We start from the raw sequence: 25268 nt of genomic DNA on the forward strand, positions 1-25268 counted from the left end.
ATGGAGCTGTGCGGGCCGCCACGCGAGATGTTCACGCCGACGTTCGCCGCCGCGCGGGCCGTCGGCTGGAGCGCGAACATCCTCGAACAGGCGATGGACGGCAAGATAATCCGCCCCGCGGCGCGCTACGTGGGGCCGCCACCACCGCGGCCCGTGCCCGCCGGCTGACGCTTGTGGGCCGGTGCTGAGGTGGAAGCCGGCGTGGACGCCGATGGTCGCCGGGTTCTCGTGCCCGGGTCGCCCACGTCGGCGGGCGGCATGGCGCCAGGTATCTGGTCCATGGGGCAGGGTGAGCCGTAGAGGGAGCCGCTGCCGAGCTGGCAGCCGGCGGCGGCCAGTTCACGTGCCTGGGCCGGGTTGTCGAGGCTGGTGGCGATCACGGTGAGGTCGAGCCGGGCCGCGGCGGCGAGGACGGCGTCGCGGACCAGGTCGGCCCGCTCGTGACCGACCCGCTCACGGCCAGACGCGTCGCCGACGCGGGTGAGACAGCGGTCGAGCCTGATGATCTGGACGGGCAGGACGTGCCAGGCGGCGAGCGTGCTCGTGTCACCGCCGACTCCGTCGAGAGCCAGCCGGACGCCGCGGGCGGCGAGGTGCCGCAGGACGGGGGCCGCGCCGGCCGGGTCCGGGAAGCCGCAGGTGCCGGTGAGCGTCAGGATGATCGCCCGCGGGGGCAGGTCGAGGTCGACGAGAAGGTCCGCGATGCCGGCGACGGATGTCTGTTCCAGGTCGCGGTTCATCGGGATGGTGACGAAGGTCGGCGCCCAGTAACGTCGCGGTCCCCGCGCCGCCAGGTCCTGGCAGGCCTGTCGCAGGACGAGGTCGAGCAGGGGCATGGTCAGCCCGGCCTCGTCCGCGAGCCGGTGCACCTGCTCGGACACGAGCTCCCCCGTCCGCGGGCGGCTCCAGCACGGCGTGGCCTCGAGGGCGGCCGTCCGCCAGGTACGGAGATCGACCACCGGCCGGTAGCGGACATCGAGGACGCTGTCGGGATCGTCGCCGCGCAGCGCCTGGTCCAGGTGGGCGCGGATCTGCGGGGCCGATTCGGGCGTGGACAGGTCCGGGTGGTAGACGACCAGACCACCCTTGCCCTGGCGCTTCGCCGCGTACATGGCCAGGTCCGCGTCCCGAAGCAGGGAGTCGGCCACCGGATGACGAGCCGGGTCGGCCAGGACGAGGCCGAGGCTGGCACCGACCGGCCGGGAACGGCCCGCCAGCAGGCAGGGAGCCCGGATCGTCGCGGCCAGCCGGCGGCACACCGTCTCCGGGTCGTCGTGGCCGCCCTCGAGGAGCAGGGCGAACTCGTCACCGCCAAGTCGGGCGACCGTGTCGCCGGACCGGACAGTGTCGCGAAGCCGTCCAGCGGTGATCCGGAGCAGTTCGTCGCCGACGGCGTGGCCGAGTGTGTCGTTGACCCGTTTGAAGTCGTCCAGATCGCAGAACACGAGCGCGAACGGCCGGCCGTCCCGGAACGCGAGCGCGTGCGCCAGCTGGTCGGCGAACAGCGCCCGGTTGGCCAGCCCGGTGAGAGGATCGTGGAAAGCCTGGTGGTGCAGCTCCTGCCGGCTCGCCCGAACCGACACCAGCAGCCGGGTGTTCTCGCCCAGCATCATCATCTGCCGGACCAGGACCACCAACAACAGGCCGAGCAGGCCAAATGTCTCGACATGGCCGACGGCGCCGCCGGCGATCAGCTGGCTGACCGAGAGCCCGCCGACCACGCCGAGCGCCAGATAGGGCAACGCGGCCTGCACCCACAGGGTCCGCGGACCCCGGCGCCGGGTGGGCGCCGCGGAACTCGGCATCGGGACCAGGCAGGCCAGGAGGATCGACAACCAGCCCGCGACAGCGAGGACCTCCAGGATCGGCGAGATGCCGCGGACACGCTCGACGATCGCGATCAGATAGACCGCCGTATACGACAGCATCGCGCTCAGACCGGCACCCAGCAGCGCGAGCGCGAGCCCCGACCGAGGCCGCCGGAACGTCGCCAGGAGCAGGATGCCAGCCACCAGGATCAAGAAACTCGCGGCCGACCCGACGGCGGACAGCAACCAAACGGTATCGACGTGTCGCGCCCGGACCATTGGCTCCAACAAGATCGACCACACGAGCAGGACGACGGAGCCGACGACCACCACGCAGTCCAGCGTGGTGATCGCATACCAGCGATGTCCGGCTCGGCCGGCGCCGACGCGACGATCCGCGGCGTCGAGCGGGTCGGTGGGAAAGGTCAGCACACCCGCCAAGGCCAGCGCGACGATCAGCAGGAAAGCCTGAGCCGACCCGGACATGCGCGTCGCGAGCGCCGATCCGTGCCCAAAGGCCCAGCCGACGTGCCAGACCAGCGCGACGGCCAACGGGACCATCGCCAGTTCGATGAGCAGCCGCCAGCGCCGGTCAGGCCCGCGGGCACGCCGCGCGGTCCACGCCAGGCAGACCACCGTCGCCAGGCTTACGGCGGCGGTCGCACAGCTGCCGACCGCCGCTCCTGGACGCGACGGAAGAACTATCGTGCATACAGCCACGACAACCAGGTAGGCCAAACCCACCGACGCCACGTAGCGTGGCGCCGAGCGACTGCCGGTCGTCATGGCGTGCTTCGCCTGCACATGTAGCACCCCCCAGCCGACCGCGTCAGAGTGCTCACGTTCCGATACAGCCGGCTCACGCGGAGTCTGCCCATGCGGAGTCCGCTGAAATCGGCTCAACCGCGTGACCAGCGCGGACGCCCAGCCGGCGGGGTTCCGGCCGGCCGCCCGGCCGGCGCGCCGTCAGTCCCCTCGGCGGCGCGCGATGTCCACCGGCTCCTTCCCGGCGACCAGCCACCCGCCGACCGCGGCCGCCAAAGGCACCCCGATCAGGAACAGCAGCGGGTAGATCGTCGGTATGCGGCCGAACACCGCGAGGTCGTGCCGGTACACCGCCAGCAGGCCGAGCCCGGCGCCGGCCGTTCCCAGCAGCACCCCGAGCAGGGCGAGGCCGCCGGCCGTCGCCGCCGTCAGGGTGCGCCGGATCCCGGCGGTCGCGCCGGTGGCCGTCAGGGTCCGCAGGTCGGCGGCGCCCTCGCCCCGGATGAGGCCGACAGCCATCGCCAGCACGGTGAGCGCGACGAGCAGCCCGCCGGCCGTGGAACCGGCCCGGACCGTCCCGACAGCCCCCTGCCCGTCCCGGGCCTCGATGGTCAGCCCGGCCTCGGCGGCGATGCGACGGGCCGCGGCGAGCTGGTCCGCTGCGAAAGGCTGGGCGGACTCGACCAGCCAGCCGGCGCGCACGGGCGTGAGTCCCCACCGGCGCACCGCGCCGGCGGTGAGCAGCGTGTCCGGGAGCGAGGTGTAGCCGCTGCCACGGATCCGCGTGATGGACGGATCTGTCTGGGTGCGGTCGGCCGCCTTGAACAGGACCAGGTGGCCGGCGCGGCTGGTGACCACCTCGGTGGACGCCGGGATCCTTGCCGGGTCGGCGCCGAGCAGCCGCAGCAGCTCCGGCGTGGCGACATAGACCACCACTGCCTCGGAGACGTTCTCGCTCCTCGGGATGCCGAACTCCTGGGCGTGCCGGACGGGCTCGCCGCTCGCCACCCCGGCCTCGGCCGGCGCGGCGGGGTCGTACGCCATGTCCAGCGGGAGGACGGTCGGGCCTGGCAGCCCGGTCGTCATCCGGCCGACCGCCGTCGACAGGTCCCGCAGTTGTTGCTCGGTCCGGATGGGGATGAGCGAGGGCGGGTCACCGGGCCGGGCGATACGGACGATCAGCTGACGGTCACTCAGGTTGCCGGTCGTCGGGGTCGCCTGGATGTCCGTCGCCACGATGACGATGGCCACGGGGACGCCGAGCGCCAGGCTGATCGCGGCCAGGGCCGCCCCGGCGCGCGCCTGGTGGCGTGCCAGGTCGCGCAGGGCCAGCCGGACCGCGATAGGGGCGCGGGCGCCGAGCCACCCGAGCAGCCTGATCGCGAACGGCGCCGCGAACGGAATCGCCAGCGCCGTGGCCAGCGTGCCCCCGACCGTCAGCGCCGGGCTGTCCTTCTCCCCCGCGGCGAGGCAGCCGAGCCCCACGGCGAGGAGGACCGCGGCGAGCGCCGCCGGTCGCCGGGTGGACCGCGGCGCGGGCGGGCGGCCCGCGAGCGCGAGCGTGACCGGGAGCCGGGACACCGTCCGGGCCGGCCACCACGCCGCCGCGGCCGACATCGCCACCGCCAGCACCGCGACGGCACCGACCAGGAACCACGGGATGTTGAGCCGGTCCACCCGGTGTCCCGTGGCCGACGTCAGCCAGCCCGTCGCCAGCGGCCAGAGAGCGAGCCCGGCGACGGTGCCGGCGACCGCTCCGACCAGGCCGACCAGCAGACCGGTGGCGATCATCACCAGTCGGATGTGCCGGGCCGTCGCGCCGACGGCGGCGAGCATGCCGAGCTGGCGCAGCCGGCGGTGGGCAAGGGCGCCGAACCCGGCGGCGGCAACGAACGCGACCAGGAGCAGCAGGATCGTCGCCCCGGCGAGGATCAGCGTGACGATCACGAGACGCTGGTTGTCGGGCCCCTGGCCGAGGCGCTGCGTCGACGTCGAGAGGCGCTGGTCGTCGGTGTGGCGCACATCGGCCCCGACGAACACCGACGCCGTGCTCGGCGGCGGGCCGGTCGAGGGTGCCACCAGAACGAAGGCGTCCTTCAGGTCGCTGGGGTTCTCGACGATGCCGACGATCGTCCGCGGGTGCCCGTCCAGCCCGACGCTGCCACCGAGCCGCAGGTCGAGCAGTTCGGCCATCCCCGCGGTGATGGCCGCCTCGCCGGGCCCGGACGGGTAGCGGCCACGGACGAGGCCGAGGAGCTGAGCGGTATACGTGCCGCGCGGCACCTGCGCGCGGTAGTCGACCGGGAGCGCGAGTCCCGGAGCGGTCCGTGCGGTGTGACCGACGACGTCGACCACCCCGAACCGGGCACGCAGGGTGGCGATGTCCGCGGCGACCGCCTGGGGATTGTTCCGCGCGCTCAGGACGTACACGCTGTCGGCCGTGCCCAGGACCGGGTCGGACGACGGCGGGGCGTTGTAGAGGGCGGTGCCTCCGAACACGGCGACGGACACCGTGAGCAGGAGCAGGAGCGTCACCAGCACCTGGGAGCGCCACTCGCGGCGCAGCATCCGCCACGCCCACCGCACCATCGCCCGCCGGGCCGGGAACCCTCCTCCGGCCGGGCCACGCCTGGCCGGGCCGTCCGGTGCTGGACCGGGGCCGGGAGCAGGGGCCGGGGCGGGCGGGCGCGGTGGCGCCTGCACGCTCATCGGGGTGCGTCCGCGGTGAGCAGCGACTCCGGGCCGGCCGCCGGCCCGGACTCGTCCACCATCACGCCGTCGCGGACGAACACGACCCGGTCGGCCCACGCGGCGAGCTGGGCGTCGTGGGTGGCCAGCACCGCGGCCACCCCCGCCTTGCACGCCCTGCGCAGCAGCCGCATGACGGCCTCGCCGGTCTGGGTGTCCAGCGCGCCGCTGGGCTCGTCCGCCAGCAGCAGCCGGCGCTCGCCGACGAGCGCGCGGGCGATCGCGACCCGCTGGCGCTGCCCGCCCGACAGCTCGTCGGGGAAGCTGCCGGCCCGGTCGGCGAGATCCAGGTCGGTCAGGACCCGCCGCGCGGCCGCGGACGCCTTCCTGGCCCGCACCCCGTCCAGCTCCAGCGGCAGCGCGATGTTCTCCGTGGCGGTGAGCCCGGGGAGCAGGTTGTAGTCCTGGAAGACGTAGCCGATGTGGCGGCGTCGCATCCGGGCCCGGTCGCCCGCCGGCATGCCGGCAATCGAGGTGCCCTCGACCAGGACCTCGCCGCTGGTCGGCTGCTCCAGGCTTCCCGCGATGGTGAGCAGGGTGGACTTGCCGGAACCGCTCGGCCCCATCACGGCGACCATCTCGCCGGCCCGGACGGTCAGGTCGATGTCGGTCAGCGCGTGCACCTCGGTCGCGCCCGAGCCGTACACCTTCGTCACGCCGCGCAGCTCGAGGATGGTGGTCGTCATCGGGCCGCCCTCGCGCCCGTGCCGCGCCGCGCCGGCGCGGCCGACGCGGCGGTGTGGTTCGCGGCCGTCGAAGGGACGGCCGGGGGAACGGCCACCGGTGTGTGGTGGCGCAGGCGCGCGTCCGCGGAGTCCAGCCACCGGACGAAGGCCTCCAGCCGGAAGATCTCGGCGTCCGCGACGAGGAGCAGGCCGAGGTCGTCCTCGGCGGCGTCCTGCTTCAACCGGGTGAACCGGCTCATCGTCTCGACCAGGTGGCGCCGGTGCGCCTGGATGATCTGGGCGACGTCGACGCCGGGCAGCCGCGCCGCCACTAGGATCTTGATGACCAGCTCGTCGCGGGGCGGAGCCTCGGCGGCGGGCGGTGTCCGCAGCCAGGCGGCCAGCTCCTCGCCGCCCTCCGGCGTGATCCGGTAGGCCTTCTGCGGCCCCGGCTCCTCGCCGTCGTCGGACGCGACCAGGCCGTCCCGATCGAGGCGTGCCACGGTCGTATAGACCTGGCCGACGTTGAGCGGCCAGATCTCACCGGTGCGCGCCTCGAACTCCTGGCGCAGCTGGAGCCCGTACTTCGGCCCCTCGCTCAGCAGGGCCAGCAGGGCATGTCGCACGCTCATGGGCACCATCCCTTCGGGGTATACCCGGTATCATACCCGGTATATGGCGACCGTCCGCAACCCCCGACCAGTGCCGTGACCGATGAGCGCGGGGCGGCGGCCAGGCATCGAGATCGCCGCACCCGCCCGCGCACCAGCCCGCGCACCAGCCCGCGCACCAGCCAGCCAGCTGGCATCGGATGGCCGACACCGAGGGCGTGGCCCGGTCGGCGTCCGGCGCGTCGCGGAACTGCCCACGAAACTGGGGCCGACAAGGCTGGCCGCGGAAAACGAGGGCGGAACGCGAGGGCCGAAAAATGCTGGTAAGTAATGCCCAGGTATTGAGTTACGATGATATTCGGCCATATAAGTACGACACGAAGAACAAGGGATTCCCCGTATATCGGGGTCTGGAACGGCGCCTGGCCGGGCTCACGTGCGACGACCAGCCGGACGACGTGGTCCGCCATGTTCTGGCGGTCTGTTCCGGGTACGCGTACGGGGAGGTCGAGTCCACCCAGCGCGACCCCGACGAGCTGCGGGGCATCAACGCGCTGTCCGCCATGCTGGTGCGGATGGGCCTGCCCCGCAACAGGTGCCGCATCATCACCGAGCGAAACGACGCCATGCTCATCCGCTCGACGGTCTTCGTCGTGCAGAGCGAGAAAAGGGACGTCGTCATCCTCGTGTACCGCGGCACCGACCCGTCGAGCCTGATGAACTGGCTCACCGACATGGAGATCCACTCGCGCGAGCCCAGCCTGGTCGATCTCGGTGGTCACCGCGCCTACCCCGTGCACGGCGGCTTCTACCGGAACCTGCGGTCGACCAGGTCCGAGGTCCTGCGGACACTTCAGTTCGCGATGGCGAGGCGGCCCCTGGAAGACGCAGGCAAGGCTTCACCCCGGCCGGCGCGGCTCCCCGCCCGCGAAAGGCCGGCGCTCTACGTCACGGGCCACAGCCTCGGCGGGGCCATGGCCGCGATCATGGGCCTGATGCTCATGACCGACCCCGCGTACCAGGACGAGCTCGGCACGGCGCTGCGGGCCGTCTACACCTTCGGCCAGCCCATGATCGGCCCGGCCGGGATCGACGAGGGCTACGAAGCCGTGCCGCCCCAGTACCGGGCGCCGGTGCTCCGCTACATCTACCGGCAGGATCCGGTACCCCGGGTGCCGGCCGCCGATCTCGGCCCCTTCGCCCATTTCGGCGCCGAGTACCGCTACAACGGCAAGTGGACGGAAAGCGCCCGGCCAATCCGCCCGATGGCCAGCATTCTTGGCCTCGGCGGGGCCTTCCTCGCGTTCCCCATGGAACAGATCCCCATTTTCAACGGGCTGCTGCCCTATACGATCTCCGATCACTTCCCGCAGAACTACATCGAAGCCTGCGCCAACCATCGCAGCGAGTATGGCGACGACCGGATGGAAAACATCTCCGATCTTTCTCGAGGACACCTTCCGACAGTTGTCCCGCTGCCGTCGATGAGGCACCTGCCGCTGTCGAGGGCCTGGCCGCTCGCCGCCCGTCTCCCGATCCCCGTCCTCGGTTCCCTGCGGCTCCTGCGGGACCTCACCCGACGATGACGAGCCCGCAAGCCCCATCCGTCACGCCGAGGCCGAGGCCGGGGCGGCAGCTGCCGACGCGTCTGCCGCCCCGGCCGCGGCCGGATGCTCATCCGCCGACGAGGGGGGTCAGGGGCCGGCGATGTCGAACAGGTTGCCCTCCGGGTCGGCCAGGGTCGTCCAGCCGTCGTGGTCGGCGACCCGCTTCGCGCCGAGGCCGACCGCCCGGTCGACCTCGACGGCCGGGTCGGTGGCCGCCAGGTCGACGTGCAGCACGTTCTTACCGGGGTTCTTGTCCGGGACGAGCGCGAAGGATAGCGGGGGCGTGCTCGTGACGGTCGCCCAGTCGGCGGTGGCGCCGTCGGCGATCGGCGCGCCGAGCAGGTCGGACCAGAACCGCGCGAGCGCGAGCGTGTCGGTGCTGTCGACGACCACGCTGGCCATGGCGAGAGACATCGGAGGTTCCTTTCGGTTGGGTCGGTCAGATCGGTGGGTCGGTCAGGCGGGCGCCTCGGCCTTGTTCCAGAGGGGCGCGACCAGGCGAAGCCGTTCTCAGGCGGTGGCCCGGACGGGCCAGTAGACGTCGGTACGAGCGACGGAAGGGTCGTCGCCGTCCGGCCCGACGCGGTAGACCTCGCGGATCGCGTCCGGGAGGCCGGCCGCGTGGCGGACGACATGGCTGCCGAGCGCGCCGTACGTGCGGTCGAAGTCGTCGAACCCGCCGAGGTGCTCGGCGACAGCGAACCGTCCGCCGGCCAGTTCGATGCTCTCGACGCCCGCGGCGACATCCCGCGCGCGAGGCGCCGCACCGCGCGGGACCGGCACGAACGCGACGACCTCGCCGCGCTCGTCCTCGAAGTACTCGTGGGCCCAGGTCGCCCCATGTGGCCCGGCCGCGCGCGCGTCGACGTGGGCGAGCGCGGAGTCCAGCAGCAGCCGCGCGTCCGCGTACCAGCCACCAGCGTCGAGGGCCGCCACGGTCGCACGCACGGCGAAGACCGGCTGGACCGGCACGTCCAGGAACGTCACAGCCAGCGGCGCGGACGGCGCGGACGAGAGCAGCTCGCGCAGCGAGGCGACGACGCCCCGTGTTCTGGCGAGCTCCGCCTCCATCCGCTCCAGGTGGGACCGGATGGTCGCGTCGCGCGCAACGTCGTCGGGCGCCCGCAGAACCGCGCGCACCTCCGGCACCGGCATGTCCAGATCCCGCAGCCGGCGGATCAGATGCGCCCGCGGGACCTGGTCCAGCGAGTAGCGCCGGTAGCCGGTCGACGGGTCGATCGCGGCTGGCTCCAGCAGGCCGACGTCGTGATAATGCCGCAGCGTCTTGACGCTCAGGTAGGTGAGCCGGGAGAACTCACCGATCGACACGACGGGGTCCGGTTCGAACATGGGTCGAGCTTCGACCCTCCGGCAACGGGAGAGTCAACACCACCCGGGCGGACGGCAGGGAACGCCGGTGTTCGCCGACCTCTCCGGGCTGCCGCCCCTGCTGGTGCAGGTGGGGGCACATGAGATCCTGCTCGACGACGCGGTGCGCCTCGCCGGTCAGGCCGGCGCCCACGACGTCGACGTCACGCTGGAGATCTGGCCGGGCGTACCGCACGTGTTCCAGAACTTCGCGGGGGCGCTGGAGGAGGCCGACGAGGCACTCGACCGGGCCGGCCAGTTCCTGTCACGGTGCCTCGCGGCATCACCAGCGTCCTGACGATCACCAGCGTCCCGACGCCGCGGCCCGGCTGCCGCCGAGGGCATCGCCCGGCATCGAGGACAGCCGCGGCTACGGCTTGCGGCCGATTCCGCCAGCCATGAGACGCTGCCCCACTGTCAGCGGGGGGCTCACCGGCTCGTCCGGCCGCCATTCGGGCAGGTAGACGACGCCTGGATCCAGCAGTTCCAGCCCGCTGAAGTACCCAGCTATTTCATCCAGGGTGCGGAACCGCCCGGTGCCGAGATCCCGGAGCATGGCGTCCTCAAGCGCCACGGCGTCCGGGCTCGACGCGCAGAAATGGGTCAGGAAGAGATAGCTGCCCGACGGAATGGCGTCCAGGTAGGCGGCCACGATCCCGTTGGGGTCCTCGTCGTCGCCAAGATGGTGGATGACGCCGATGAGGAGCACACCCACCGGCTGGGACAGGTCGATGTGCTTGGAAATCTCGGGGCGGGCGAGAACGTCGGCCGGATCGCGCAGGTCGGCGGTGACCACGCTCGTGTTGTCGTTCTCGGCCAGCAGAGCACGCCCGTGCGCGAGCACGATCGGGTCGTTGTCGACGTACACGACCTGGGCGCCCGGTGTCTGGCGCTGGGCCACCTGATGCGTGTTCTCGACGGTCGGCAGGCCCGAGCCGAGGTCGATGAACTGGCGGATCCCGGCTTCCCTGGTCAGGAAGGTGACGCCCCGGCGGAGGACCGCCCGGTTGTACCGGCCGACGTCACCGATCTCCGGCACGATCCGCAGCGCCTCGTCGGCGATGGCCCGGTCGACCTCGAAGTTGTCCTTGCCGCCGAGGACGGCGTCATACACCCGGGCGATGCTCGGCCTGGTCACGTCGATCTCGGCTGGCTCCGCCTGCGTAGCGGCGGCCCCGGGCTCCTGCTGCTGGTTGGACATCCACGTCCCTCCTCGTCGAGTCCCGGCCGCCGAGCGACCCACAGTGTGATCAAGCACCCATGGTCAATGGATCAGCACAATTCCTACACCATCGGCATTTCGCCCTGACACGGACCCACCCCGTTGAGCGACCATCGGAGCCAGGGACGCCCTCGCATCCCGGGTATGCCGCCGGGTCATGGTTACTACCAGTAATCGAGCGCCCGAGGCCCTCAGCCTCCCGCCGCAAGGCCTCCGATCGGTGCTGGACACCACCCGAACCCGCGACGGCGGCAGGTCTCGCGGCACCCGCTTCCGTAGCGGCGAGGTGCTCTGTCGACATCAGTGTTTCCGGCAACATGGAAACGCGCGGGCACCGGATCCGTGGACAGAATCGGGCTGATGGCGGTGTTGAGCGTCGCGGGCACAACGAGTGCCGATATTCATGGGTCCGCCCGGATGAGTAGGCGGCACGAGCATGGGTAACGCCGCGAATCCGGTCCTGCTCACCGCGACGCGGTCGGGGACCGTCGAGTCCTGGCATCGGGGCTCGCTGGTCCTCCTCGACGCCGGCGGCGCGGTCGAGGTCTCCTTCGGCATGCCAGACCGCCCCATCTTCGCCCGCTCGTGTCTCAAGCCTCTGCAGGCGGCCGCCATGGTCGACGTCGGATTTCCGGGACGGCGCGAACAGTTGGCCCTCGCCGCCGCCAGCCATGACGGCGAGCCCGTGCACCGTCAGACGGTCCGAGCGATCCTGGCGTCCGCGGGCCTCGACGAGGAGGCGCTGCGCTGCCCGCCGGCATGGCCCGGCAGTGAGGAGGCACGCCTCCAGTGGATCAGGGAGCGCGGCGAGCCGGCGCGGATCTGCCACAACTGCTCGGGCAAGCACGCGGCGATGCTCGCGACGTGTCGCGCGGCCGGATGGGACACGAGCACCTACCGGCTGCCGACGCATCCCCTGCAGGTTCTCATCCGAGAGGCGGTCGCGCGGTACGCCGGTCAGCCGGTCGCCGCGACCGCGGTCGACGGATGTGGCGCGCCCGCGCACGCGATCAGTCTCATCGGGCTGGCAAGCTCCTTCGCTGGCCTGAGTCGGGCCGTGGACGGATCCGCCGCGCTCGTGTCCTCGGCGATGAAGGAACACCCCACACACATCGGGGGAACTCGCCGGCCCATCACGCACCTCGTCGCCGACGTGCCGGGTCTGCTCGCCAAGGACGGTGCTGAGGCAGTAATCGCCGCTTCGCTGCCTGACGGTCGGTCGTTCGCCGCCAAGCTCGACGACGGCGCGGCACGCGGGCTGGGGCCACTGCTCAGCGCCGCGCTGAGTTACTGGCGTAGCCAAGGCCAGGCCGTCGCGCGATGGCGCGCGGTCCCGGTCACCGGCGGCGGCGAACAGGTCGGCGAGCTCGGCTGGTCGGCGGACCTCCGCGCCGCGGTCGATGCACCCATCTCCCGTCGGTAGACCACAGACCGTTGGTGAACAGGGTTGGCCTCGGCCGGCCCCGCGAGACGACAGAAGAACGCGCGCCACGGGACGGGTTGGTGTCAGCGCGTGATCTGGTGGAGTTGTGGACGACAGAACCCCGGACATCCCACCAGATCATGGGGAGACCCGTGACCTGGCGGAATCTTCGGCGCCTACGCGACGGTCATCGGGTTCGCCCTCGAGGTTTTTCATTTGGCCAGCAGCAAGAAACGCCAGCAGTGCATCCACTGTCGTTGGACCGGCCCAGTCAGGCGCCGGCGACGTTGTTCACGAGGCGGTCGAGCTGCCGCTCGAGGTCGACGATCTCCTGGTCGGCGAAGCCGTCGCGGAGACGGCGGTCGAAGTCGACGACGATCTTGCGTAGCCGCAGAAATGCCTCCTCCCCCGCCGCGGTGAGCTCGACATTCTGAATCCGCCGATTCGCCGGGTCGCGCCGCCGGACGATCAGGCCCTGACCCTCGATGGCATTGAGGTGGTGGGTGAGCGTCGCCTCCCGGATGCCCACGGCCCGGGCCAGCTCGCGCTGGTTGGCCAGGGCGCCGCCCGTCTTGAGGTTGAGCAGCACCAGCCAGACTGGCATGGACCCGCCGCCAGCCGCCAGCGCCTCGTCGAACGCGCGGCTGACCACCCGTGCCGTCCGTGCCAGGTGGAGGCCGATCGGAGAGCGGGTGGGAGGCACGCGGACAGCATACTCATACTTCGATGCCTAATGCTTTGACATCGAAACATTCGATGTCTACGGTTGTCGTCATGAGCACACACCCCGCCGACACGTCCCGCCGCTACCTGAAGCCGCCGTGGTTCGCCCGCGTCGTGGGCAACCGGATGGCGGCCCGTTTCCGCCCCGACGTCGTCTGGCAGCTTTCGGTGGTCGGCCGGCAGAGCGGCCGCACGCGACGGGTCCCCGTCGCCGTCCTGCACCACGACGGCGAGCGCTACCTCATCGCCGCCCGCGGTCAGACCGACTGGTCGCTGAACCTGGCTGCCACTGGTCACGGCCGGCTCGACCACGAGGGCCGAACCGAGGACATCGAGGTCACCGACGTCCCCGTGTCGGCCCGGCCGCCACTGATCGACGCCTACCTCGCGAGCTACGGCCGGATGCCCACCGTTGGCGCTTCGTTCCGTGCCCTGCCCGATCCGGCGGACCACCCGACCTTCCGTATCACCCGCTCCACACCCCGAGCCTGACCGCGGGGAAGCCAAGGCCGGTCCAGCCGCACCACCGCGTCACCGCGCTACGAGCTTGACCGGCGGATCTGTACCCATGTCACACATGGTGCAGTCTTCCGGTCGGTCCAGGTCGGGCCGTAGGTTTGATCCCATGGCGCACCGCCGGTCACGGTATGTCGCCTACCTGCGTCGGTCGATCGACCAGACCGGGGAGGCCCTAGGCGTCGAGGCCCAGCGGGAACTGATCTTACTGTGGGCGGCGACCCACGGCGTGACGATCGCGGAGTGGTATTGCGACAACGGGATCACGGCGAGCCGTGACGATGTGGTCCGCCCGGACTATGAGCGGATGATCGCCGACATCCGCGACAGCGCGGACGTGCCGATGGTGCTGGTGGTGGAAGCGTCCCGGTTGAACCGGGAGGAGACCGCCGTGGCCGCGTTCTCGAAGTTGATGCGGCAGGCGGGCGGGTCGGTGGTGGCGATCGACGTGTCGGGCGGGTCCACCGCCTACGACCTGTCGACCACGGCGGGGCGGGTGGCCTACCGCGACAAGGCCACCGACGCCGTCAACGAGTCCGAGCAGATCAGTGACCGGATGTACCGGTGGCACGCCCGCAAGCGCGGCGCGCACGAGTGGTCGGGCGGGGGGCCGCCGTATGGGTGGCGCCGGACGGTGGACCTGTCCCCGAACGGCCGCAAGATCGTGGTCACGTGGGTGGTCGACGACGACCGGGCCAGGATCGTGCGCGAGATCGCGCGCCGCCTGGCCGCTGGCGAGGCCACCGGGAAGATCTGCGCCGATCTCAACAGCCGTGGGATTCCCGGCCCCGGTAAGACGCATCACGACCATGCGCCGTCGCTGTGGTCGATGACGTCGGTTCGGATGATGTTGCGGAATCCGCGGCTGGCTGGCTGGTACGCCGCGCAGGGCCCGGATGGGGCGAGGGACCTTCGGTGCTCACCGTCTCGGCGGCCACCTGCCCCGCCAGGTCCGCGCCGCCGGCCGCGTCGTCGTGGTCGTCGAAGGGCAGCGCGATCTCCCCGGTCAACGGCCCCGACCCGCGCCGCCGCGTCACGGCCCCGCCCCCGACGAGTCCGCCACCGCAGCCGGATCACGACCCCGACCGACATAGCGCCACTGCCCGACGACCACCGTGTCCGGGTCCCCGTCCGGACGGCCGAACTCATCGAGCACGACCGGGCCGCCGTCGCCGTCCAGGCCCAGGGGGCGGCCGGACAGGGCCGCCGCCAGCAGCCGGGACCAGCGCCGCCGCACCCCGCGCAACTCCCGAAACGTCGTGCTGTACCGGCGCGATTTCGTCAGCCAGTGGCCTGCAAAGCCATAGGCGTGGGACCAGCGGATAAGCCCGACCGTCCGCCCCGGGACACGGCCCGCCGCCACATCGAGCGCTTCCGCGAAGGCTCGGTCGTTGCCGAGGCGCCAGCAGGTCTGCTCCATCGCCGTCATGCGCTCCGCCGTCGTTATCTTGAGCTTTCTTTGGGCCCGTCAGCCCGCCACGCCACGGGGGCCCCGCCTCGCTTCGCTCGGCACCCCCGGACGTGTCGGGCTGCCACCCGCCCGCGCGCGTCGGAGCGGCGGCCCGTCGCCAAGGCGAAATGAGCCGCCACGCTGGCCGTACGGCGTTGCGTGCTTCGGCGGGGCGCGCGGTCGGGTTCTCTGGCCGGCAGCGGCGAGAGCTCGTCGCCGAGTTCCTCTTCGAACGGCTCGCCGAGCAAGCCGCCTGTTCGCGCTGCTCTGCCTGCGCGAACCAGTGGCCCGCCTGGGTACTGGGCGCTGTCGGCTCGGTCTCGCCGGCGCGCGCCGGGTCGGCTTAGCTGCGGCTCGGGTAGCCCTTGCCCTCGACACTGATCGTGGCCCGCCGTCCCCGGACGTGGACGAACGCCGGGCCGCCTCCGAAGCGGAGACGAGCAGCCTCGGATGGGATGCTGCCATCGACCTCGTCACAACGCTGGACCGGTCTTGTCTCGATCTGTAAGATAATCTCCCTCTTAGTATCTGGGAGTTGCTTCGGATGTATCAGCTGATGACGACTGTCAGCATCCTGATCGACGACATTCACGCTGGCGTCGAGACATTGCGCCGCGCGATCGGCATCCCCGAGCCGCGCCCGAGGTCGTATCGCAGCGGCCCTGGCATCGACGCTGTGTTCTGCCGCGTCCACCCGAAGTACGCCGTTGCCCCGACCTTCCTGGAATTGGTAGCGCCCGGCACCATTGAGGGTCTTCCGGGCGGCGCCCCCGTCTTTCCCGCCCGCGAGGTCTCAGAACACCAAGGCGACCGGGCAATCAAGTGGCACGCCACCGAACTCGCCATGACCGACGAGCAGATGGCCGAACTCGCCGACCATCTTGAGGGCATCGGCGTCGCCGTCGGGTACCACCCACCCGACGCCCGCGACCGGTTCTACCTTGGCGGCCACCCCGCCTCGCGGACCTACGATCCAACCGCGGACGCCGGCCTGTTCATAGAGGCAACCAAGAGCGGCCACCTCGGCCTCCCCGACGACACCTTCCAGGCGCCGGCCGACATCCCACCGGGCGTCCAGCCCGAAACCATGGTGCGGATGGTGGCTCGGGAGTACCTGGTGAAGAACCTGGACACGACCCTCGCCGCGCTCGATCGCAACCTACGCTGGACACCCAGCTCAGTCGCCAATGAGGACGGTCACCGTCGCGCCGTAATGCCGTTCAGTACTCCGCGCAGCACCCGCCTCGAACTCGTCGAACCGACCGGACCGGGCCGGGTCGGCGACGCCTACGAGCAGCTCGGCCCCGGTGCCTGGACCATCCGCATCGCTGTGGTCGACGTCGACGCGAAGGCCAAGGACCTCAACGAACGCGGCACGCCCCACACCCTCGACCACGGGGTCCTGCGCCCCGACCCGGCATCCACCTTGCAGGTGCCCTTCGAGTTCATCACCGCCTGACACGCCTCGCCGAAACGGAAGGAGTGTCCGACCGCCCCATTCGGCGCGTTCCACTACGGCCGACCCGTCGATGGCCTCTACGAATGGAGCAACGTACTCGTCGCGTTGCCGCTCGCCATCGCCGCTGCAGCTACTCCAGCGGGCGAGGCTCCGCTGATATTCAGCGACACTCCGGTGAGTACTACTACGGCGGGCACGACACGGGCGGGGGCGTCCATCCCTCCGCCCCCGCCCAAACTTCCGCCCCCGGCGACGCGGCTCACCCGGCACACGGACCCTGACGTCACGGGTTGACGGCCTGGCCCCCGTCGTCCGAGACCGCACCGCGGACTCCGTCAGCACCAACGCGACCGGCCACGGCCAGCGGGAGTGCCGTCGCGTCGCGCGGCGGGTGGCAGTGGGTTGCCCATTCCCCGGCTGTGCCGATGATCTAACGGCCTGGTGACGGCATCAAGGGCGGGCTACGCCCGTCGGCTTCGCCGACCACCCTTCGGGCGACCCTTGACACCGCCACCATGCCGCTACGTGCGGCACCTGCGGGGGATGGGGGAGGAAAAATGGGAGGGCCGAAGACAACGCCCCCAGACATTTACACGGGCGACGCCGGAAATACGCGGGCCGCTATTAGCGCGTGAAGAAAGAAACACCACGCGGCCAGGTAACCCTATGTCGCACGGCACGGAAAGCGTCGCCAGAGAACGGGGGAAATGTTTCATGTGAAACCAGGAGAGCGCATGCATGCCGATATTCGCCCGGCCGGTAAATGCTCGCTTCTTGGCCGCTCGAATTCGCCGAATTGGCCGCGCCGCGCGGTCTGGTGAAGTATTATGAGAGGTGAAAGATAAATCAATAAAGCGGCCCGGGAAGGTGCTGGTAACACCAATCCCGGGCCTTGATCCCAATCCTTTCACAGAAGGAGCGGAACCCAATGGCGAGTATGTCAGATGGGGTACGGGCAGTGTGCTTCGCCCGTCGCGGCGTCGGAGCGGCTTCGCTGACGGACCAGCGGCAGGCGTTCGAGAACGAGTGCGCGGCGCGCGGCTGGACAGCGGGCCCAGTGGTCTGCCAGCTCGGCCGAGGCGGTGGCGACGGCCGGGCATGGGCCGCAGTGCGCCGGCTGGTCAGGGCACGCCGGGCGGACGTGGTCGTCGTCGACACGTTGGAGACGATCGGCGCGACCGAGCGGGACATCGCCCGGGAACTGGTGTTGCTGCGGCATGCCGGCGTACGGCTGCTGATCACCGAGTTCGGCCGGGACACCGCCGACGTCGCGTCGTTCGGCCCCCTGGTCGCCGAATTCGGCACAAGCGTCGCCCTGGCCGGGACGGGGGTCGCGGCATGAGTGGCTGGCCGCTGGCCCGCGTCGTGGCCCTGCCAGGCAACGGCTACGGCCTGGAGATCCTCGCGGGAGCGACCCCAGCCGAGATCGCCACCGTAGTAGCGGGACTACCCCCGGCGGCGTTCGTCGATCACACGTCCCTGGACGGCGGGACAACGCTACTGTTCCGCCGATTTCCGCGCGGCGTGCCAGACCCCTCCGCACCGGACACCGGGCACGACGGCGACCCGGACGCGGCGACCGTGGCCGACGGCTGGATACCCGACGTGACCGGCATGCCCGACCGGGGCCTGACCCCGTTCCAGGTCGCGGTAGGAACACTGCTGACCGCCACCGACGACCCGGCAACCGGCGCCCGGATCTTCGGCCTGATACAACGCGAAGACCCCGCCGCCGTCGTCGCGCTAGCCAGCGTCGTGCGCCCCCGAGGCTGCAACTGCCAACCCCAGTAGACCGATCATCACACCAGGTCAGTTGTCCTACATGAAAGATGGGTACTCGAATCCGAACCGGCAGGGGCTCGGAGTTCGGATCCGGATACAGTCCCGGCGACCTTCGATATCCGGACCGGGCGGACGTTGCCGCGGACGGCATGTGGACCGCGTCGGTCCCGGTCCCGGTCCGGGACTGATGGTGGGCCGTCGCGTAGGGTCGCAGCGCGGCACCGGCGCTCGACACCGCGGGGCATGACATCGCGCGGCAGGGCAGGGCCGGCCGGGCACGGTCAGCACGCGCGGTCAGGTCGACCGTCGACAAAGGAGTCTGATGATCTTCATCACCGTCAAGTTCCGCGTCCGACCCGAGGACGCGGAACAGTGGCCGGCCATTGTCGAGGAATTCACCCGGGCGACCCGGAATGAACCAGGCTGCCTGTGGTTCGACTGGTCGCGCAGCATCGAGGACCCCGCGGAATACGTTCTCGTCGAGGCATTCCGGGACGACGACGCGGGCGCCGCGCACGTCCAGTCCGCGCACTTCCGGGCCGCGCAGCAGACACTGCCCCAGCACCTTGCCGAAACCCCGCGCATCCTCAACGTGACCGTTCCACAGGATAACTGGTCCCTGCTCGGCGAGATGGCCGTTCCCGCGCGGGACTGACCGCCCGACGCGTGCCCGGACCTGGCGGACCGCCCACGCCACCCTCCACCTTGGCAAAAGCCAGGAGCTGGCGCCGTCCACGGCAACGTTCGCCCAGTCCGCGGCTCGAAGCTCGTGGCGGGGCGGCGGGGCCAACTGTGGCCGAGGCGGCGCTAGGAGCCCGCCACCCCACTGAACGCGTTTGGGTCGCGTTGTCGATCTCCCACCCAGCTTGTTGGGTTCAGGCGAATACAGTGCCTGCCTGCCCACTTCCTGGGCAGTTTGTGCGATGGGGGATCGCTCATGGCAAATCGTCCTGTTCCGCCACCATGGCCACCTTTCGGCCCAAATCCACCTCAACCACCTCGCCCGCGGGATCGGGTCGGACAGTTAGCCGGCTGGGCGCGTCGGCACCGCGTTCTCGCGGGTCTCTCCGCAGCGGGGCTCTTCCTCTTCTTTCTTGTCGTGGCGAGTTGCACCGCGGGTCTCGCCACCGGCGCCGGTTCGTCGACATCGGGCGTGTCCGCCGACAGCCCGTCGCCGAGCATCGCGCCAGCGCTCGCGGCCGTCTCAAGCTCGTCGCCGACGACGGCCACAGCCTCGGCGACCTCGATCGCCTCGATCCCGGCGACCAGCCAGGCCCCGCCACCGAGCGGCCAGCCGACCATGATTCGGCAGACACCGCAACCGGCCGCGCCGGTGCCGGCAGCGGCGACGACGACGCAGGCGCCCAGGCCGGCCGCACCCGCGCCGGCACCGGCGACGACCAGGGCCGCCGCCCCGCCAGCGCCCGCCCCTCCGGCGACCACCCAGCAACCGGCACAGAGCGATTTCGTCCACCCCGGCGCGTTCTGCGCCCCAGCGGGCGCCACCGGCATCACCGACAAGGGCACGCCGATGGTGTGCGGCACCACGGCCAACAGCCCGGACCGCGCCCGCTGGCACGCCGCCTGACGACCGCGGAGCGTCCCTGACGACCGCGGAGCGTCCCTGACGACCGCGGAGCGTCCCTGACGACCGCGGAAACGTCGCCCAGCCACGTCCGCCCGTCCGGGAAATGGCGCGGGGGCATGGCCAGAGCGAACCGGCACTAGGTCGATGACCCGCCGGCTCGGTACTAGTCAGGCACCCCGCGCCGCGCGGCTGCGGAACAGCCGTGGCGGTCAACCCATGCAGGGACGGGCTGACCGCCGCCGCCGGAGCCGGCATCGGAGCAGACAGCCTCCGACGAGCGGCCGTCACGAGATGTGCGCCATCCGGCACGGTTCCCGCGTCGTATCCGGTAAAGAATCGGTAGCGTTTGACGTCGGGCACAGCGTTTGTTCAGGTACGGCTAAGGTACGGCCCGCACTGTCGCGGTATGGCGCGTTGGTCCGGCCCTCGGGCGGTATTGGGGCCGCGCAGCACCCTCGGCGTGCTGGCCGCCTGCGGTGTCCTCGTCGTCGCGCTGGTCGTCGCCGTCGTGGCGCTCGCGCTGCGGCCCGGCGACCGCTCGGAGGCGCTCCCCAGCCCGGCCGTATCGGCGAGCCCCACCGCGGGCGAGACTCCCAGCGTCGCGGACATCTACCAGCGGATCGGGCCGTCGGTAGTCGTCGTGCGGATGGCCGACGGGTCGCTCGGCTCGGGCGTGATCGCCGCCGATGACGGCATGGTCCTCACCGCGAACCACGTCATCGCCGACGGCGGCGCCATCAGCCTTGTCTTCGCCGATGGCACCACCTCCGCCGCTACGGTGGCGTCGGCGGACCCGAAGACCGACATCGCGACGCTCACCCCGGCGACCCTGCCGCAGACCGTGGTGCCGGCGACGCTCGGCGGCCGAGTCGAGGTCGGCGGGGAGGTCGTCGCGGTCGGCAACCCGTTGGGGCTGACCTACAGCGTCTCGTCCGGCGTCATCTCGGGTGTGGGCCGCACCGCCCCGACGGACAGCGGCACGTTCACCGGCCTCATCCAGTTCGACGCCTCGGTGAATCCGGGCAGCTCCGGCGGCCCGCTCCTCGACGCGAACGGCCTGGTCGTCGGAATCGTCGTCTCCATCGCCGACCCGGGCCATGACGACGCGTTCGCCGGCATCGGCTTCGCCGTGCCCATCGGCAGCGCGCTCGGCGGCGGCAACGGGCCTGGCGATGGCCGCGGACCCCAGATCTGACATCACGGAAGGTATCGAAAAGATAACGATGTCGAACCAAGGCGAGGCCGAGCGACGATACCTGACCCTGATGGGGCCCAAGGGCGGCGGCGCCCAGCAGCCGGCCAGCGGGAACGCCACGACCGCGGCGAGCGCCACGGCGGCGAGCGGCACAAGCGCCACAGCGAGCAGCGCGACCGCCGCGCCTCCCGCCGCCAGCCCGCTCGAGCAGGTGCTGTTCGAGGTCAAACGCACGATCGTCGGGCAGGACGTGCTACTGGAGCGGATGGCTGTCGGCCTGCTCTCCGGCGGCCACCTGCTCGTCGAGGGCGTGCCCGGGCTGGCCAAGACGCTGGCCGTGAAGTCCCTGGCCGGGGCGATCGGCGGGCAGTTCCAACGCATCCAGTTCACGCCGGACCTCCTGCCCGCCGACCTGGTGGGCACCCGGGTCTACCGGCAGCACACCGGCGAGTTCGAGACCTCGCTCGGCCCGGTCTTCACCAACCTGCTGCTGGCCGACGAGATCAACCGGGCCCCGGCGAAGGTGCAGAGCGCGCTGCTGGAGGTGATGCAGGAGCGTCAGGTGACCATCGGGCGCGAGACCTTCCACGTCCCCGACCCGTTCCTGGTCATGGCGACCCAGAACCCGATCGAGTCCGAGGGCACCTATCCGCTGCCGGAGGCCCAGGTCGACCGTTTCATGATGAAGGTCGTCGTGCGCTACCCGACGGCGGTGGAGGAGAACGCCATCGTCGACCGGGCCCTGCGGCCGCCCGAGGCGCCCCAGGCGATCCTCTCCCCCGAGGACCTGGTACGGATGCGGGCGCGCGTGCAGGACGTGTACGTCGACCCGGCCATCGTCGACTACGCGGTGCGGCTGGTCACGGCCACCCGCTCGCCGGGGACGGTGGGGCTCGGCCAGCTGGAGCGCTACGTCACCTACGGCGCCAGCCCGCGCGCGTCGATCGCGCTGGTGCTGGGCGCCAGGGCGCTGGCATACCTGCGGGGCAGGGACTACGTGGTGCCGCACGACCTGCGCGAGCTCGCCCCCGACGTGCTGCGCCACCGCGTCGTGCTGTCGTACGAGGCGCTGGCCGACGACGTCGATCCCGACACGGTCATCGCCGGCGTGCTGAAGGCCGTGCCGATGCCCGAGGTCCCGCTGCGGGACCGGTGAGCCGTGAGCCGCATCCCCCTGGCACCCGATGTCCTCGTGGCGCCCGATGTCCTCGTGGCACCCGATGTCCTCGTGGCGCCCGATGTCCCCCGCTCACCCCGCATCCCTCCCGAGCCCTGCCGGCAAGGCCCCGCCGGGCCCGCGCCCGCCGCGGAGACGGCGCCATGACGAGCGCGCCCGACCGGCTGCTGCTGCGCCTGGAGTGGCGGGTGATCCGCCGCCTCGACGGGCGGGTGCTGGGCTCCTACCGGACGGCGTACCGCGGCGCGGGCCTCGACTTCGCCGGCCTGCGCGGCTACGTCGAGGAGGACGACGCCCGCCGCATCGACTGGAACGCGACCGCCCGGCTCGACGAGCCGCAGGTACGCCAGTTCACCGAGGACCGCGAGCTCACCCTGTGGCTCGTCCTCGACCGGTCGGCGTCGATGACGGTGGGCACCCCAGGTCGCGGGAAGCACGACGTGCTGGCCGACCTCGCGCTGACCCTGGCCAGGCTGTTCGGCCGGGGCGGCAACCGGGTCGGCGCGCTGCTGCACGACGGCGTCGCCACACGGGTCGTGCCGCCGGGCACCGGGCGCGCCCACGTGCTGCGCATCGGCCACGAGCTGGACCGCACGGCCACCGCGCCTCCCACCGCGGGCCCCACCGACTTCGCCGCGATGCTGGCGACCGCCGCGTCGCTGGCCCGGCGCCGGTCGCTGATCATCGTCGTCTCCGACTTCATCGGCACCGGCGAGTGGGAGCGGCCGCTGCTGCGCCTCGCGCACCGGCACGACGTCGTGGCGCTGCGCGTCGTCGACGCGGCCGACGACGACCTGCCGGAGGCAGGGCTCGTCCTCGTCGAGGACGCGGAGACCGGCGAGCAGGTGCTCGTCGACTCCAGCGACCCGCTGTTCCGGGCCCGGTTCCGCGACGCCGTGGCGGAGCGCGAGGCCGAGATGGCCGGCCGCATGCGCCGGGCGGGGGTCCCGCTGCACCGGATCGACACCGACCGTGACCTGATCTCATCCCTGGTCGCGGTCGTCGCCAGCACCCAGTGGAGGCGTGCGTGAGCCTCGCCGTTCCCTGGCTGCTCGTCCTCGGCGTGCTCGTCGTGGTGGCGCTCGCCGTCGCCACCGTGAAGGCGTCCCGCCGGCGGCGGGCGGCGCTCGCGGCGGCGGGAGTGGCCGCCGCCGCGGGACGGCGCGCTCCCCAGCTCGGCCTCTGGCTGAGCCTCGCGGGCATCGCGGTGCTCTCGGTCGCGGCGGCGGGGCCGGCGGCGTCCGTCCCGGTCTCCCGCGCCGCGGGAACGGTGATCGTCGCCATGGACGTGTCGAACAGCATGTCCGCGACCGACGTCGAGCCCACCCGGCTGGACGCGGCGAAGAAGGCCGCGACCGCGTTCGTCGACGCCCAGCCCGGCAGCGTCAACGTCGGTATCGTCGCCTTCCAGAACGGCGGGATCACCACTCACCTCCCCGGCGCCGACCACGCGGAGGCCGAGGCCGCGATCGACCGCCTGAGCGTCACCGGCGGCACGTCGCTCGCCGACGCGCTCCTCACCTCGCTCTCGGCGATCACGGGCAGGACCGTCCGGCTGGGGCCGGACGGCACCGTGCCCGACCTCGGCTACTGGAGCTCGGCGACCATCGTGCTGTTCTCCGACGGTGAGGACGGGGGCAACGCCGACGCCACCGAGGCGGCCGCCGATGCCGCCCAGGCCGCCGGCGTGCACGTCGAGACGGTCGGCGTCGGCACCGCGGCCGGCGGGGTCGTCACCGTCGACGGCTACCGGCTGCACACCGCGCTGGACGAGGACACGTTGAAGGCCATCGCCCAGACGACCGGCGGCTCCTACCACCCCGCGTCGGACACACCCGAGCTCGACGGCGTCGCGTCGACCATCGACCTGCGGCTGACCACCCACAACGAGGACCTTCCGCTGGCCGGGGCGTTCACCGCGTTCGCGGTCCTGCTGCTGGCCGCCGGCGGGGTCCTCACCGTCCTGCGCACGGGAAGGGTCGTCTGATGTCCCTCACCTGGCCATGGGCGCTGCTGACGCTGCTGGTCATACCGCTGCTGCCGGCCGTCGCCTGGTGGGCGCGGCGGCGGCGCCGGCGCGCCGCGGTGCGCGTCACGTCGGTCGCGCTGGTACGCGTCGCGCTGCCGGGCCGGACGCTGTGGCGGCGACGCGTCCCCGTCGCCCTGCTGCTCGTCGGGCTGGCCGCGCTCGGCCTCGGCGCGGCCCGCCCGCAGGCGACCGTGCCGGTCACGTCCAACTCGACGACGATCCTGCTGGCACTGGACGTCTCGGGCTCGATGTGCTCCACCGACGTGTCCCCGAACCGCCTCACCGCCGCTGAGAAGGCGGCCGCCGACTTCATCAGGGCGCAGCCGGGTGGCTCCCGCATCGGCCTGGTCACCTTCGCGGGCGTCGCGGGCCTGCTCGTCCCGCCGACCGACGACACCGACAAGCTGCTGGCGGCGCTGAAGGGCCTGACGACGTCGCGCGGCACCGCCATCGGCCAGGGAATCCTCACGTCCATCGACGCGATCGCCGACGTCGACCCGACGGTCGCGCCAACCGGGGTGAACCTCGACGGCGGCGACGCCGGGGCGGCGTACGCGGCCGACGTCATCGTCGTGCTCACCGACGGCGCGAACACCCAGGGCGTGGACCCGCAGACCGCGGCGAAGGAGGCCGCGGCGCGCCGCCTGCGGGTCTACACGATCGGTTTCGGCACGACGACGCCGGCGCCGCTGGTGTGCAGCAGCTCGCAGGTCGGTGACAGCCCGTTCGGTTTCGGCGGCGGTTTCGGGGGTGGTGGCGGCTTCGGCGGCGGGGGCGGGGGCGGCCGGTTCGGCGACCGCAACCCGCGGATCATCGACGAGGACGCGCTGCGGCAGGTCGCGGGCGCCACCGGCGGCACCTACTACCGGGCGCAGAACGCGGGCCAGCTTCAGGACGCGCTGTCCGCCCTCCCCCGCAACATCACCGTGACCCACCGACACAAGGACATCGCCGCCGTGTTCGCCGGCATCGGCGGCCTGCTCGTCGCCGTGGCCGTCGCGCTGTCCCTGTGGTGGAACCGGGTACGCCGCCCACCAGCCACCTGATGAACGAGGAACCCAGCGGGATTCCGGGTCGGTGCCCCAGGCATTGATGGCCCACAGCGAGGCCGCGGTGGCCGCTCCAGACCTCC

Annotated in this window: 24 protein-coding genes and 1 pseudogene; 16 read left to right on the top strand and 9 right to left on the bottom strand. The window is 71.8% G+C overall.

The window, feature by feature from the left end; genetic code table 11:
* Positions 1–168 (top strand): citrate/2-methylcitrate synthase, encoded by a 168-nt coding sequence (locus BCD48_RS45930; protein WP_491677130.1) that lies wholly within the window; start codon positions 1–3, stop codon positions 166–168.
* Here BCD48_RS45930 and BCD48_RS10955 read toward each other — a convergent pair.
* The 4 genes from BCD48_RS10955 to BCD48_RS10970 all read right to left on the bottom strand — a co-directional run bounded on the left by BCD48_RS10955 (position 126) and on the right by BCD48_RS10970 (position 6618).
* Positions 126–2594, bottom strand: coding sequence for a putative bifunctional diguanylate cyclase/phosphodiesterase (locus BCD48_RS10955; protein WP_071048246.1), 2469 nt, complete (start codon positions 2592–2594; stop codon positions 126–128). The genes BCD48_RS45930 and BCD48_RS10955 overlap by 43 nt on opposite strands.
* 180 nt (positions 2595–2774) lie before the next feature.
* Positions 2775–5282, bottom strand: coding sequence for an FtsX-like permease family protein (locus BCD48_RS10960; protein ID WP_083418460.1), 2508 nt, complete (start codon positions 5280–5282; stop codon positions 2775–2777).
* Positions 5279–6007 (bottom strand): ABC transporter ATP-binding protein, encoded by a 729-nt coding sequence (locus tag BCD48_RS10965; RefSeq protein WP_071048247.1) that lies wholly within the window; start codon positions 6005–6007, stop codon positions 5279–5281. Before BCD48_RS10965 ends, BCD48_RS10960 begins: the two co-directional genes overlap by 4 nt.
* Positions 6004–6618 (bottom strand): PadR family transcriptional regulator, encoded by a 615-nt coding sequence (locus BCD48_RS10970; RefSeq protein WP_071048248.1) that lies wholly within the window; start codon positions 6616–6618, stop codon positions 6004–6006. The genes BCD48_RS10965 and BCD48_RS10970 overlap by 4 nt, the downstream gene beginning before the upstream one ends.
* A 296-nt stretch (positions 6619–6914) precedes the next feature.
* Here BCD48_RS10970 and BCD48_RS10975 point away from each other — a divergent pair, with 296 nt between their 5' ends.
* A complete protein-coding gene (locus tag BCD48_RS10975) occupies positions 6915–8183 on the top strand; it encodes a lipase family protein (protein WP_157910468.1) in 1269 nt (422 codons plus the stop codon).
* Positions 8184–8291: 108 nt separating this feature from the next.
* Here BCD48_RS10975 and BCD48_RS10980 read toward each other — a convergent pair whose 3' ends face one another.
* Together BCD48_RS10980 and BCD48_RS10985 are read right to left on the bottom strand one after the other, a co-directional pair.
* A complete protein-coding gene (locus BCD48_RS10980) occupies positions 8292–8618 on the bottom strand; it encodes a VOC family protein (protein WP_071048250.1) in 327 nt (108 codons plus the stop codon).
* Between the two features lie 96 nt (positions 8619–8714).
* The gene (locus BCD48_RS10985) at positions 8715–9554 is read right to left on the bottom strand and encodes a MerR family transcriptional regulator (RefSeq protein ID WP_071048251.1); all 840 of its coding nucleotides are present in this window, start codon (positions 9552–9554) and stop codon (positions 8715–8717) included.
* Here BCD48_RS10985 and BCD48_RS10990 point away from each other — a divergent pair.
* A complete protein-coding gene (locus BCD48_RS10990) occupies positions 9553–9870 on the top strand; it encodes an alpha/beta hydrolase (RefSeq protein ID WP_349308009.1) in 318 nt (105 codons plus the stop codon). The two genes, BCD48_RS10985 and BCD48_RS10990, sit on opposite strands and share 2 nt — an antisense overlap.
* A 72-nt stretch (positions 9871–9942) precedes the next feature.
* On the opposite strand, the gene BCD48_RS10995 is transcribed toward BCD48_RS10990, so the two are convergent.
* The gene (locus BCD48_RS10995) at positions 9943–10773 is read right to left on the bottom strand and encodes an SAM-dependent methyltransferase (RefSeq protein ID WP_071048253.1); all 831 of its coding nucleotides are present in this window, start codon (positions 10771–10773) and stop codon (positions 9943–9945) included.
* Positions 10774–11230: 457 nt separating this feature from the next.
* On the opposite strand from BCD48_RS10995, the gene BCD48_RS11000 reads away from it, so the two are divergent.
* Positions 11231–12217: an asparaginase gene (locus BCD48_RS11000; RefSeq protein WP_071048254.1), complete on the top strand. Its 987-nt coding sequence runs from the start codon at positions 11231–11233 to the stop codon at positions 12215–12217.
* Positions 12218–12488: 271 nt separating this feature from the next.
* Here the strand turns inward: BCD48_RS11000 and BCD48_RS11005 are convergent, their stop codons facing one another.
* On the bottom strand, positions 12489–12869 hold the full coding sequence (locus tag BCD48_RS11005) for a MarR family winged helix-turn-helix transcriptional regulator (RefSeq protein WP_083418462.1): 381 nt from the start codon (positions 12867–12869) through the stop codon (positions 12489–12491).
* Positions 12870–12991: 122 nt separating this feature from the next.
* Here BCD48_RS11005 and BCD48_RS11010 point away from each other — a divergent pair, with 122 nt between their 5' ends.
* A complete protein-coding gene (locus BCD48_RS11010) occupies positions 12992–13432 on the top strand; it encodes a nitroreductase/quinone reductase family protein (protein WP_071048256.1) in 441 nt (146 codons plus the stop codon).
* Between the two features lie 133 nt (positions 13433–13565).
* Positions 13566–14342 (top strand): annotated as a pseudogene (locus BCD48_RS56495) (recombinase family protein); the annotation flags it as partial.
* 147 nt (positions 14343–14489) lie between these two features.
* Here the strand turns inward: BCD48_RS56495 and BCD48_RS11020 are convergent.
* Positions 14490–14885, bottom strand: coding sequence for a replication initiator (locus tag BCD48_RS11020; protein ID WP_071048258.1), 396 nt, complete (start codon positions 14883–14885; stop codon positions 14490–14492).
* 577 nt (positions 14886–15462) lie between these two features.
* On the opposite strand from BCD48_RS11020, the gene BCD48_RS11025 reads away from it, so the two are divergent.
* The 10 genes from BCD48_RS11025 (at position 15463) to BCD48_RS11070 (ending at position 25182) form a co-directional block, all read left to right on the top strand.
* Positions 15463–16365, top strand: coding sequence for a hypothetical protein (locus BCD48_RS11025; protein WP_131803902.1), 903 nt, complete (start codon positions 15463–15465; stop codon positions 16363–16365).
* Positions 16366–17293: 928 nt separating this feature from the next.
* Positions 17294–17707, top strand: a complete 414-nt coding sequence (locus BCD48_RS11030; RefSeq protein ID WP_071048260.1) for a resolvase — start codon at positions 17294–17296, stop codon at positions 17705–17707.
* Positions 17704–18156 carry a hypothetical protein gene (locus BCD48_RS11035; protein WP_083418463.1) on the top strand — a complete coding sequence of 151 codons (453 nt, stop codon included), beginning with the start codon at positions 17704–17706 and terminating at the stop codon, positions 18154–18156. The genes BCD48_RS11030 and BCD48_RS11035 overlap by 4 nt, the downstream gene beginning before the upstream one ends.
* A gap of 313 nt (positions 18157–18469) precedes the next feature.
* A complete protein-coding gene (locus BCD48_RS11040; protein ID WP_071048261.1) occupies positions 18470–18802 on the top strand; it encodes a putative quinol monooxygenase in 333 nt (110 codons plus the stop codon).
* 498 nt (positions 18803–19300) lie between these two features.
* The gene (locus BCD48_RS50570; RefSeq protein ID WP_131803904.1) at positions 19301–19735 is read left to right on the top strand and encodes a hypothetical protein; all 435 of its coding nucleotides are present in this window, start codon (positions 19301–19303) and stop codon (positions 19733–19735) included.
* Between the two features lie 406 nt (positions 19736–20141).
* Entirely contained in the window at positions 20142–20930 is a 789-nt protein-coding gene (locus tag BCD48_RS11050; protein ID WP_071048263.1) for a S1C family serine protease, read from the top strand.
* A gap of 28 nt (positions 20931–20958) precedes the next feature.
* Positions 20959–22086, top strand: a complete 1128-nt coding sequence (locus BCD48_RS11055; protein WP_198543199.1) for an AAA family ATPase — start codon at positions 20959–20961, stop codon at positions 22084–22086.
* Between the two features lie 164 nt (positions 22087–22250).
* Positions 22251–23138: a DUF58 domain-containing protein gene (locus BCD48_RS11060; protein ID WP_071048264.1), complete on the top strand. Its 888-nt coding sequence runs from the start codon at positions 22251–22253 to the stop codon at positions 23136–23138.
* The gene (locus tag BCD48_RS11065; protein ID WP_071048265.1) at positions 23135–24094 is read left to right on the top strand and encodes a VWA domain-containing protein; all 960 of its coding nucleotides are present in this window, start codon (positions 23135–23137) and stop codon (positions 24092–24094) included. The genes BCD48_RS11060 and BCD48_RS11065 overlap by 4 nt, the downstream gene beginning before the upstream one ends.
* Complete coding sequence (locus BCD48_RS11070) at positions 24094–25182, top strand: vWA domain-containing protein (protein WP_071048266.1); 1089 nt, start codon at positions 24094–24096, stop codon at positions 25180–25182. The genes BCD48_RS11065 and BCD48_RS11070 overlap by 1 nt, the downstream gene beginning before the upstream one ends.
* The last annotated feature ends 86 nt before the right edge of the window (positions 25183–25268 follow it).

It is taken from the genome of Pseudofrankia coriaricola (assembly GCF_001854805.1).
Lineage (GTDB): Bacteria > Actinomycetota > Actinomycetes > Frankiales > Frankiaceae > Pseudofrankia.

Bases quoted from the DNA above. Each gene is read 5' to 3' on its own strand.
- BCD48_RS45930 (WP_491677130.1), top strand. From the start codon at position 1: ATGGAGCTGTGCGGGCCGCCACGCGAGATGTTCACGCCGACGTTCGCC.
- BCD48_RS10955 (WP_071048246.1), bottom strand. From the start codon at position 2,594: ATGACGACCGGCAGTCGCTCGGCGCCACGCTACGTGGCGTCGGTGGGT.
- BCD48_RS10985 (WP_071048251.1), bottom strand. From the start codon at position 9,554: ATGTTCGAACCGGACCCCGTCGTGTCGATCGGTGAGTTCTCCCGGCTC.
- BCD48_RS11025 (WP_131803902.1), top strand. From the start codon at position 15,463: ATGACGACTGTCAGCATCCTGATCGACGACATTCACGCTGGCGTCGAG.
- BCD48_RS11060 (WP_071048264.1), top strand. From the start codon at position 22,251: ATGACGAGCGCGCCCGACCGGCTGCTGCTGCGCCTGGAGTGGCGGGTG.
- BCD48_RS11030 (WP_071048260.1), top strand. From the start codon at position 17,294: ATGGCGAGTATGTCAGATGGGGTACGGGCAGTGTGCTTCGCCCGTCGC.
- BCD48_RS11035 (WP_083418463.1), top strand. From the start codon at position 17,704: ATGAGTGGCTGGCCGCTGGCCCGCGTCGTGGCCCTGCCAGGCAACGGC.
- BCD48_RS11050 (WP_071048263.1), top strand. From the start codon at position 20,142: ATGGCGCGTTGGTCCGGCCCTCGGGCGGTATTGGGGCCGCGCAGCACC.
- BCD48_RS11000 (WP_071048254.1), top strand. From the start codon at position 11,231: ATGGGTAACGCCGCGAATCCGGTCCTGCTCACCGCGACGCGGTCGGGG.
- BCD48_RS11055 (WP_198543199.1), top strand. From the start codon at position 20,959: ATGTCGAACCAAGGCGAGGCCGAGCGACGATACCTGACCCTGATGGGG.
- BCD48_RS10965 (WP_071048247.1), bottom strand. From the start codon at position 6,007: ATGACGACCACCATCCTCGAGCTGCGCGGCGTGACGAAGGTGTACGGC.
- BCD48_RS10995 (WP_071048253.1), bottom strand. From the start codon at position 10,773: ATGTCCAACCAGCAGCAGGAGCCCGGGGCCGCCGCTACGCAGGCGGAG.
- BCD48_RS11070 (WP_071048266.1), top strand. From the start codon at position 24,094: ATGTCCCTCACCTGGCCATGGGCGCTGCTGACGCTGCTGGTCATACCG.
- BCD48_RS11020 (WP_071048258.1), bottom strand. From the start codon at position 14,885: ATGACGGCGATGGAGCAGACCTGCTGGCGCCTCGGCAACGACCGAGCC.
- BCD48_RS10975 (WP_157910468.1), top strand. From the start codon at position 6,915: ATGCTGGTAAGTAATGCCCAGGTATTGAGTTACGATGATATTCGGCCA.
- BCD48_RS11010 (WP_071048256.1), top strand. From the start codon at position 12,992: ATGAGCACACACCCCGCCGACACGTCCCGCCGCTACCTGAAGCCGCCG.
- BCD48_RS10960 (WP_083418460.1), bottom strand. From the start codon at position 5,282: ATGAGCGTGCAGGCGCCACCGCGCCCGCCCGCCCCGGCCCCTGCTCCC.
- BCD48_RS10970 (WP_071048248.1), bottom strand. From the start codon at position 6,618: ATGAGCGTGCGACATGCCCTGCTGGCCCTGCTGAGCGAGGGGCCGAAG.
- BCD48_RS10980 (WP_071048250.1), bottom strand. From the start codon at position 8,618: ATGTCTCTCGCCATGGCCAGCGTGGTCGTCGACAGCACCGACACGCTC.
- BCD48_RS10990 (WP_349308009.1), top strand. From the start codon at position 9,553: ATGGGTCGAGCTTCGACCCTCCGGCAACGGGAGAGTCAACACCACCCG.
- BCD48_RS11040 (WP_071048261.1), top strand. From the start codon at position 18,470: ATGATCTTCATCACCGTCAAGTTCCGCGTCCGACCCGAGGACGCGGAA.